The following is an 8,557-nucleotide window of genomic DNA, read 5'->3' as shown; positions in this document are numbered from 1 at the left end:
CCGTCGTAAACGGCGCGCCATTTCGGGTGATCTCCCACACCGGCGTCGGGACTGGCGTTCCTGTTGCGGTCGCGGTCAGCGTGACCGTATCGCCCTGAGTGATCGCCCCGGAGGGAGTGCGTGCGAGGCTGACTGTCGGAGCCACAGCGGGGTCTGCAACGACAGCCGTCCAGCCCGTGCCGTAGGACCAGACCTCGCCCGCAAAGCTCACCCCTCGCGTCGCGGGGCGGTAGCGATAACCCGCGATAAAGACCCCAGTCGCGGCAACCGTCTCGATAGCCCCGGTCGTGCCAAGCTGGCGCTGGACAAAGTGAGTGACCTCGGGCGTGGGATAGCCGGAGAAAGTCGCCGCCGTGGAGGTATAGGACTCACCCGGCAGCGGCGTGCCGGTCAGCGTTGCCTCGGTGACGACGACCGGCTCGGCATAGACCGTCGCGAAAGGCTGTGCGTAGATCGTGGTCCTGCGGCCCTCTGCATCGGTGCCGATCTCGCGCCACGTCACCACGTCAGCGACAGTCGCGGCGGAATACGGCCCAGACGTGACGCCGGTCGGCAGCCATGCGCCCGTGCCATTCGCCCGGCGCACGTATTCGCCTTCCACCGTGACTCCCGTAGGCCATTCGCCCGGAACATGGGTGATTTCCGAGCCCACAAGGACAATGTTGCCGAAGACAAGCTCAGGCAGGACTTCCGGGAGAGGGCCTACACCGCCGCCACCCTTTTCAGCCGACCAGCCGAAGCCGTGGGAGCTGCTCAGCGCAATGACATGCGCTTTCGTGGGCTGCTGGCCTTGCGGCACGACAGACCAGCCGTAGCCATTTTCGGACTCAAGAACGATCTCTGCCATGCTGATCTCCGGGCATGAAAAAGCCCGCCGAAAAGGCGGGTGGAGGATGAGGATTTCGGGGTTCAGACGACGAAGGGGTACTGGACCACTTGATCGCCGGTGAGCACGTAAAGGCCTTCGATCTGGAATGTCGCGCCGTTGGTCTCGGGAGCGAATTGCAGGCCGATGTGGTACGATGTCAGACCGACCGGGATGTAACTGGCGACGGCCGACACCGCGAGACGCGTGCCGGTGATCCGCTCAAGATCCACCGCACCGCCGCTGATATTGGCGTAGGTCGGCGATACCTGATTTGACCACCGCACAACGCGTGCCCAGCTGTTCGTCGGCGGCGAAGACAGAAACCGCCCCACGAGCACGAAAGTGGCATAACCGCCTTCCAATGGCTGCATCAGAGCGAGCGGAATTCGAACCGCCGCCGCCTGTACTTCGTTGCCCGCCGTGATCGCCGTCGTCGTGGCCCCGGTCAGGTCGGAGATGACCGCCGCTTTTGTCGGCGGCGATCCGGTTGAGGTGAGGCTGACTAGGTCCTGCGTGACGCCATTTCGCCACGGCGTGACGCGCTGCAGAAAGCTCCGGCCCTGCGGCTGCAGGTTGTTAAAGAAAGCGGGCTGCGCACCGTAGATATTGACCGGCTCGACCATCTGGCGCGGATCGCTTGCGGCGCGCACCTGCGCCACGACGCCGGTCATGTTGATGTCCCGGAGCGACACGACCCCGTTGATATTCTGCACGAGGTACTGCGTTGTCGCGTCGCCAAAATAGATCGTCGGGCCGACGATGCGGATCGGAGAGCCGCTGATCGCGAAAGGGGCAGTATTGTCGATGGCGCATTTGAACAGCGCCGCGTGGCCGACCCACTCGATCCATCCATCAACCCATGCGACCTGCCCCACACTCCGAGCGTCGAAAATGCAGGCGGAGGGAAAACTCTCCGCCGTGCAATTGACGAACAGCCAGCTCCGACCGCAGCGTACGGTATAAGCCGCGTCATATGTGCTGCCCGCCGCGCAATTGTAATGCTTTGTGTCGCGCACGACGTTGTTATTAATAGGGAAATTGCCGTTCGTGCACCATGCTTCGAAGATGCGGAATTCCTGAGTGCCGCCAATGCGATTGCCCGACTGTCCGAAATTGCATCGATCGATCAGCCAGTAAATCGGCACACAGGTGAACAGACAGATGAAATTGCAGCTTGCGACAACGTTCCGAACTTTGAACGACCCGGTATATTTTGCCGTGGACGGGCTGTGCCAGAAGCGGCAGCCTGCCACGGCAGCATCCGTGTAGAAATCCTCGAGCGTGACGCCATGGATCTCCGTCGCCCCGGTATCGGAGAATACCGCGCCCCCGGTGCAGATCAGCCCCGCCCTGCCAGCCGTGAAACTGCTGTCCTCGCCCTTGATGTGCATAGACGTGCGGGGGACAAGATTGCTGACATGGTAGCGCCGCGGCCCCAGCACCACCCTACCCCGACTGATGGCCTTTTGCACGACCGCGGAGCAATCAGCCCCGTCGGGCGGCGGCGCGAAGGCATCGACCGCATAGAACTGGTCGGCGCGGGGCAGAACGCGCAGTAGCACGCCGCCCGCCGTCGTCACGTCCGCATCGCTGGCCACCACGCGATAGCCAAAGGCCGAAGCCATCGAAAAGCCGACGGTGATCCGGTCGTCGGGGTCGAAAGCATAGCTATCGGCCACGAGCGCCGCGACGCTGTAATAATGTGCCGGAGAGACCAACCGCCACCGCGATCCGTCGGAATGCTCTGTCTGGCCTGCGGCATCCCGGATATAGGTTAGGATGCCTGGCCCGCCGAGGACACGCACCGTAGTAGTAGCCTCCGGGATAGTAGCTGCGACAAATGTCTCCTTGTCAGGGAATGGATTCCCTGCGGCGATGATATCGGCCAGAATGTCGGAATAAGCCGCGTGAACCCAGTTCCCCTCGTAGGTCGTGCCGCCGCCAGAAACGAGGGCAATGATCCGGTCCCCCTCACCAAAGGTTTCCCCGTCGACCGTTCCAGCGTCAGACACGAGCCATGCATCGCCCGGCTGGATCGGCGAGCCGTCAGGTCGTGTCGTGGGAAAGGCTCCCGATGAGGCGTCCCACTCTCCGACGACCAGAACCCCGCCGGATAGCGAGTCAATCTGAGTCTGAAGGATTTGATCGCGCGCCACGTAGTCCGTGAACATCTGCTGCAAGACAGCATTGATCGCGGCCTCGTGCATCGCTTGTGTCGTGTAAGCATTCGGAGGAACCCCCACTACTGGGAGGCTATAAACGGGAGCCGGCATGATTTATCCTTCAGGAGGTTGTGGCGCTGATCGACGGCGACGAAAGCCCGGACGCGGCCGCGTATTGGTCGATGGAGCGCGACCAGAAATAGAGCGTCTCGCCTGAGCCAAGGCCGCTCACGATGGTTTCGACCACGGCGTTCGGGGAGACATAACGGGGGCCATCCACGAGGGAGGACGTGCCGGGGTCATTGATTGCCGAACCGTAGACTTCGATGGCCCGGAAGTCGGGATGGTTCGGCGCGGTGAACTCGACCGCGATTTGCCCCGCGCCTCCGGTGGCGGAAACCGGCGTCGGCGGGGGAACGTCAGTGGCAGGCGGGCTGGCGACGATGCCCGTGATGGTGGCCCACGCTGAAACCTGCCCCACGAGGTTGACTGTGCGAACCCGGATGGAATGCGCTGCGCCAAGGTCGGGCTCCGTCAGGATGCCGTAGGCCCGGTCGAAGATGTCCTCCAGGTCGAATGCGATGCTGCCACCGGAGCGCCACGCGGCCTGCTCCGTGGACGTCCATTCCCACTCGTATCGGGCGGCAAGAGCGCTCTCGACAGGATCGAAAGAGAAGCGAATGACCGGCGCGCCGTTGATGGTCATGGAGGTCGCCGAAAGAGCGGTCGGGGCGCTCACATCAGGCGGCTGCGGGTTATACCCCGATCCTGTACCGATTTCGTACTCGAAGCCCGGCTCCCAATAATAGACCGATGCCGCCGTCTCCTTCAGGACGACCGGGCACCGCATTGCCACTCCATCATCCCCCATCGGATCGAGCGCGAGGTTGATGCTCTGCACCTCGTAGGTGCCGCTCATCGCTGCGTAGGGGGCCGGAGCCGTCAGCGGCAGCACAGACCCCGCGATTGCCCGGATTGCGGATGGCGGGAGCGTACAGCGTATCTGGCGCTGCATCCGCGCGCGAAGCCCCTCGATCCTCTGCACCCGCATTGCCTGCGTCGGGGATGTGATCCACGTCAGGTCCAACGACACGGGCTTATCGACCCCGCCATCTGCCTCCAGCGCACCGGGGATCGGCCATTGCCCGAGGTCGGCGTCCTCATAACCCCGCTGTGCCGAGGTGTAGGAAGCCGAGATCGACGTTGGCAGGTCATTCCCCGCCGCCCAACGCTGGAAGTCGAGCCCATCCTCCGCGAGAATGTCAGCTACCTCCGGGAGAGGGTCGACCCACGCTCCCGGGGCGATGCCAAGTTTTCCGCCCGCCCGAATAAACCGCGCCGCGCCAGCCGCAGCCATGGGGGCAAGCTGGTCCTCAATCTCCGCATCGGTCCACACGAGGATGCCGCCGACGCTGTAACGGGCCTCGTATCCGCCGCCAGAGAGAGGAACGTCTTCATCCGCGATGTTCGCAGCTGCGATGAAGTGGTCCATGATCAGGTCGCGCTGGTGGAACTTCCGAACCGGGTTGTTCATCAGGGCGTCCAGAATGCAAAGCGCGTGATTGTCGCTCCATCCCGTCGTGTTGGTGCGTGGATCCCACACAGGCGTCCAGTTGCCCTCGACCTCGATATTTGGCGGCGATGCTGGCCAACGGGTGGTAAGCCCCCTGTTCCGCCCGGCGTTCGCCCTGATCCAGATCACCGTCATTCCGCGCCATGCATCCGTTGCTTGGAAAAGCTCCGGCACCTCGTCCAGTATCTGCTGCGGCGGCTGCGTCTGATCCCCGCGACCAATCCAGAACCGGACGAACTCTACAGGACCATGCGACCCTTCCTCCGTGTCGTAAAGCGGCGCGGTCGTGGGCCTTGCTCCGCCACCTGTCCCGAAGTTGTAGATGTTGCCCGTCAGTGTCTGCTCGCGCTTGTCGACGAATACCTTGAAGGGCCCGGTGCTCGGGCGGCTGTTCAGGATCAGGCACCCGTAGAGCATGTTCCCCTTCACCATCCACGGCGCAGGGGTTCCCGGAACGCGATAGGTGCCGTAGACCGCGCGGTATTGCGGCGTCGTCGTCGGGCGCGCCAGTTCCCGCTGGATATCCGCCGACCGCGGGGATTTCCCGAGCAGCGCTTGCGATGCCGTGGACAGCAGCAGCGATGCCGATAGGTTCGCGAGCGCGGTCCCGAACGCGGTACCCCAAGTGGCGTAGGAGCCCGCTGCCGCGATGGCGGCGACGGCTAGTTGCGGCATGGGATACCCCAGATCATCACGGCGGCATTGGTGGTGGCGAACCCGCCTTCGGTCTTTCCAGCCCACACCTGCGGAGAGACAGCTATCGCCAGAGAGAGCCCGTGACGGCCCTCGACGAGTCCGATATCGCCGGGTTCAGCCTCATCCTTCGTCACAAGGCCGCTTCTGGTCGCCTGCGCGTAGCAGAACGCGGCATAGTCCGGGCCTTGCAGGCGGCGCGCCTGCCGGGCCGTGCTGTACGCCCCACGATACCGACCCATGAGATCGACGCCATGCAGCCGGCGGAAAACCTCACACGCGGAGGCCGTGCAGTCCGAGACACCCCACTCCCACTTGCGGCCCATGACCTCCATCACGATCCGCATCACTGCCTCAGGTGTCATTTTTCCGGCCAACGCTGCGTTTCCGTGCGCGCGAGAGCGTTGATGACGTGCCGACCGGCGGTGTCTCCGGGGTATTTCCGGCTCTGGTCCTCAGCGGTGTGGTAGATCGAACTCACCGACCGCGCCCCCGGCCCGGATGCGAGGGTGATCTCGATGTAGTGGGTGATCCCTGTATCGTCCGTTTCAATCGGAACAGCGGACGAATCCATATAGCCCTCGTGGAAGTTGATCGGCTCACCCACCAGAACATTGCCCTGCGGCTGCGTGACCGCGCCCCAGTAGAGCTTGCCTTCCCGGTTGCGGATCGGGTCGCTGATACGGGCCATGATCTCGTCCGACGATGAGGCGAGGCGCAGTGTGGCGGTAGAAGCGGCCATGCCGAGGCCCTCCTCGCCGGAAACGACAGAGGACGCGTCACCCACCCCGAGCCATTCCTCGCCCTGCCAGATGATCGTGCCCTTGCCCGAATGCATCCGGACCTCGCCCGACGGCCAGTCGAGCCATACCAGCATCACGGGGTAGAACGTCTCCCCCTCGATGGCCGACATGAGGGCTTCATCGACCTGCCGGCTCAGTTCCACGGGTCAACCTCCACGAAACCGGCCGTCTCGTCCTCGAACACCTCAAGGAATGACCAGTCGTAGAACCAGTCCGAGTTGACCACGCGGGGCGCGCGCGGGATCGAGAGGGCCTCGAATGCCGAGCTTTCCTGTGTGCCGATCTGGACGCGCCGGATATTCACGGGGCGCTCGCCCTCGAACTTGATCGCCGCCGAACCTGACGCATCCGACATCACGGGGGCCAGGATCATGCGGACCGATTTTACCTCCGGATCACCGGATAGGATGGTGACGAATTGGCCCGGCATGGCGATCAGTTCGTTGGGAGGGAGGCCATCGACCTGAACCCATGCCGGATTGGCGCCCGGAGGGGAGACAGCGGACGCCAATAGTGGGGGAGACTGGAACCACCGCAGATCACCCCCCAACGCTTGCCATCCGAGAGGATCGGGGCCTGCGCCCTCAAGCCACTCGAACGGCTCACTATTCAAAACTCCATCGGGAAACTCAGGCTCGTCCGGGTTGAGCGGATAACTGTCCAGCCTGACGAGGTGCGTCCCACCTTCCAGAAGCCGCTTCAGGGCCTCCATGTAGCCTGCGCCCATGGTCGTGCCCGCCGAAACGCTGATCGTGGCCACGCGGCGGCGGCGTTGCGTCGTGGACACATAGCGGCGGTTCGACCAGAGAGAGCGCGATTTCGCGACCGGCTGCTCCACCGACCACTCGAAACTGCGAAACCCGACCGGAGGCCAAGCGTAGACGTTAACCATCGTGTCTATCTTCCACTCGGATGGTCACTTTTTCCGATGCAACCCGGAGCGCGGATGCTTCAGGCGGCGCGGGGGCCTCCGCCTTCACCGTCACCTTCGGGCCGACCCGAACCGTCACGGAACGCTCACTTGCCAAGGTAGCGCCGGGTTCTGCGGTTCTGCGCACCGACAGCCGTAACCGATTGGCCGACAATCTCGGGAGCCGCGGCACGAACGCTCTGACCGGAGATGCGTTCGATCTTCTGATCCAGCGCGCCCGTCTGCGGGTCGAGATAGGTCCGCACGACGACCTCCCCGCCTCCGGATTGCTGCGCGCGCGGCACGAAAGGAAGGATCGTGCCGGACGTTTCGGGGATGAACATCTCCGGCCGCTTCTCGCCGACGACATAGGCCTTTCCGGCATCGACAGGCCCGCCGTTCGCGCGCGCGCCACCGAAGCCGAGCGCACCGAAGATGGAGGTCAGAAACCCGCCTGCCCCGCTGCTGTCGAAGATGCCCTTGAAGGCCTGCTCCGCGAACATGTCGGAGAGCTTGCCGAGGATCTGCGACAAGACTTCGCTGAAGGACGATGCTCCGGTGATCAGATCACGGAATGCGCTGCCAAGGGTCGACTGGAAATCCTCAGCCGCATCTTTGGCCCCGTCGATAGCGTCCTTGGTCTTCTTGCCTGCTTTCTCGCCCTTGCTCCCGGTGTTGTCCAACTCATCGCCGAGGGTCTTGGCCACGGGAACTGCTGCCTCAAGCTCCTTCGGCAGCCCCCCCAAGGGTTCAAACGGGGTTCCAAGATGGGAACCGGTCATCCCGCCGCCGAGAGGCTTGGTGAATAGGTCCATGAAGCTGGAGTTGAGGCTGTCCATGTATTCGCGCGCGGCAGCGGCTTGGTTCTGCGCTGCAACCTGCGCTTCGACGCCCGCCGACCGTCCAACCTCCAGCTTCCCCCAATTCCCCTCGATGCCGCCGCCTGTGACCTTGTTGAAGAAGCTGCCCGTGGAATTCAGGAAGGTGTTGATGGACGCCGCAGCGCCATTCAGCATGTTATCCAGTCCCGCCAGGATGTCGGCCCAAACCGAATTGAACGCGGCGGAAATTCCCATCCCGACGCCGGCGATCATCTCGCCCATCAGGTTGAACCCTTGGCCGATCCGCTGCACAACCTCACTGGCCATGCCGGCCAACTGCTCCAGCGCTTTCGAGAAGCTGCCCGTCTCCCGCGTGGCGTCCAGCAAGTAGTTGACCAGCGTCCCGATAGCGAGGGTGACAACGCCGATCCCTAGGGTGATCATGACCGCCCGGAGAGAAATCATCGTGGCGAGGAAGGCCACAGCCCCGCCGTTCACCGCCCACATGGCCGTCCCCGCCAGCCCAAGGGCAGTAGCGAACGACCCGGCCCAAACAACCGCCCCCTCAAGGTTCTGCGACAGCGAGAGGATGCCATCCGCCAGCATTCCTGAAAGTCCGGTCATCCGGTCGAAATCACCCGCGAACATGGTGAACCGGTCCTGAAGAACCTGAACCCACATTCTCCAAGTAAGTCGCTGATTTCGCTGTCGTAATCGTGATATTTCG

Annotated in this window: 7 protein-coding genes; all 7 read right to left on the bottom strand. The window is 63.5% G+C overall.

The features are described from left to right. On the bottom strand, window positions 1–847 hold an 847-nt coding region (locus tag RT513_RS20470; protein ID WP_313534495.1), incomplete at its 3' end, for a hypothetical protein. A 62-nt stretch (window positions 848–909) separates the two neighbouring features. Continuing rightward, a complete protein-coding gene (locus tag RT513_RS20465) occupies window positions 910–3,075 on the bottom strand; it encodes a hypothetical protein (protein WP_290690122.1) in 2,166 nt (721 codons plus the stop codon). A gap of 76 nt (window positions 3,076–3,151) precedes the next feature. After that, window positions 3,152–5,278 (bottom strand): hypothetical protein, encoded by a 2,127-nt coding sequence (locus RT513_RS20460; RefSeq protein ID WP_290690124.1) that lies wholly within the window; start codon window positions 5,276–5,278, stop codon window positions 3,152–3,154. Next, window positions 5,266–5,661: a DUF6950 family protein gene (locus RT513_RS20455; RefSeq protein ID WP_290690126.1), complete on the bottom strand. Its 396-nt coding sequence runs from the start codon at window positions 5,659–5,661 to the stop codon at window positions 5,266–5,268. The genes RT513_RS20460 and RT513_RS20455 overlap by 13 nt, the downstream gene beginning before the upstream one ends. Beyond that, window positions 5,658–6,242, bottom strand: a complete 585-nt coding sequence (locus RT513_RS20450; protein WP_290690128.1) for a hypothetical protein — start codon at window positions 6,240–6,242, stop codon at window positions 5,658–5,660. Before RT513_RS20450 ends, RT513_RS20455 begins: the two co-directional genes overlap by 4 nt. Further along, the gene (locus RT513_RS20445; protein ID WP_290690130.1) at window positions 6,233–6,991 is read right to left on the bottom strand and encodes a hypothetical protein; all 759 of its coding nucleotides are present in this window, start codon (window positions 6,989–6,991) and stop codon (window positions 6,233–6,235) included. The genes RT513_RS20450 and RT513_RS20445 overlap by 10 nt, the downstream gene beginning before the upstream one ends. A gap of 125 nt (window positions 6,992–7,116) precedes the next feature. Next, window positions 7,117–8,511, bottom strand: a complete 1,395-nt coding sequence (locus RT513_RS20440) for a hypothetical protein (protein ID WP_313534492.1) — start codon at window positions 8,509–8,511, stop codon at window positions 7,117–7,119. Between the last annotated feature and the right edge of the window lie 46 nt (window positions 8,512–8,557).

Origin of the sequence: Haematobacter sp. (genome assembly GCF_032102465.1) — a bacterium.
GTDB lineage: Bacteria > Pseudomonadota > Alphaproteobacteria > Rhodobacterales > Rhodobacteraceae > Haematobacter.
The sequence above is the reverse complement of the archived record's forward strand: the minus strand, read 5'-3'. Positions and strand labels throughout refer to the sequence as shown.

Bases quoted from the DNA above. Each gene is read 5' to 3' on its own strand.
- RT513_RS20465 (WP_290690122.1), bottom strand. From the start codon at position 3,075: ATGCACGAGGCCGCGATCAATGCTGTCTTGCAGCAGATGTTCACGGAC.
- RT513_RS20460 (WP_290690124.1), bottom strand. From the start codon at position 5,278: ATGCCGCAACTAGCCGTCGCCGCCATCGCGGCAGCGGGCTCCTACGCC.
- RT513_RS20455 (WP_290690126.1), bottom strand. From the start codon at position 5,661: ATGACACCTGAGGCAGTGATGCGGATCGTGATGGAGGTCATGGGCCGC.
- RT513_RS20445 (WP_290690130.1), bottom strand. From the start codon at position 6,991: ATGGTTAACGTCTACGCTTGGCCTCCGGTCGGGTTTCGCAGTTTCGAG.
- RT513_RS20440 (WP_313534492.1), bottom strand. From the start codon at position 8,511: ATGTGGGTTCAGGTTCTTCAGGACCGGTTCACCATGTTCGCGGGTGAT.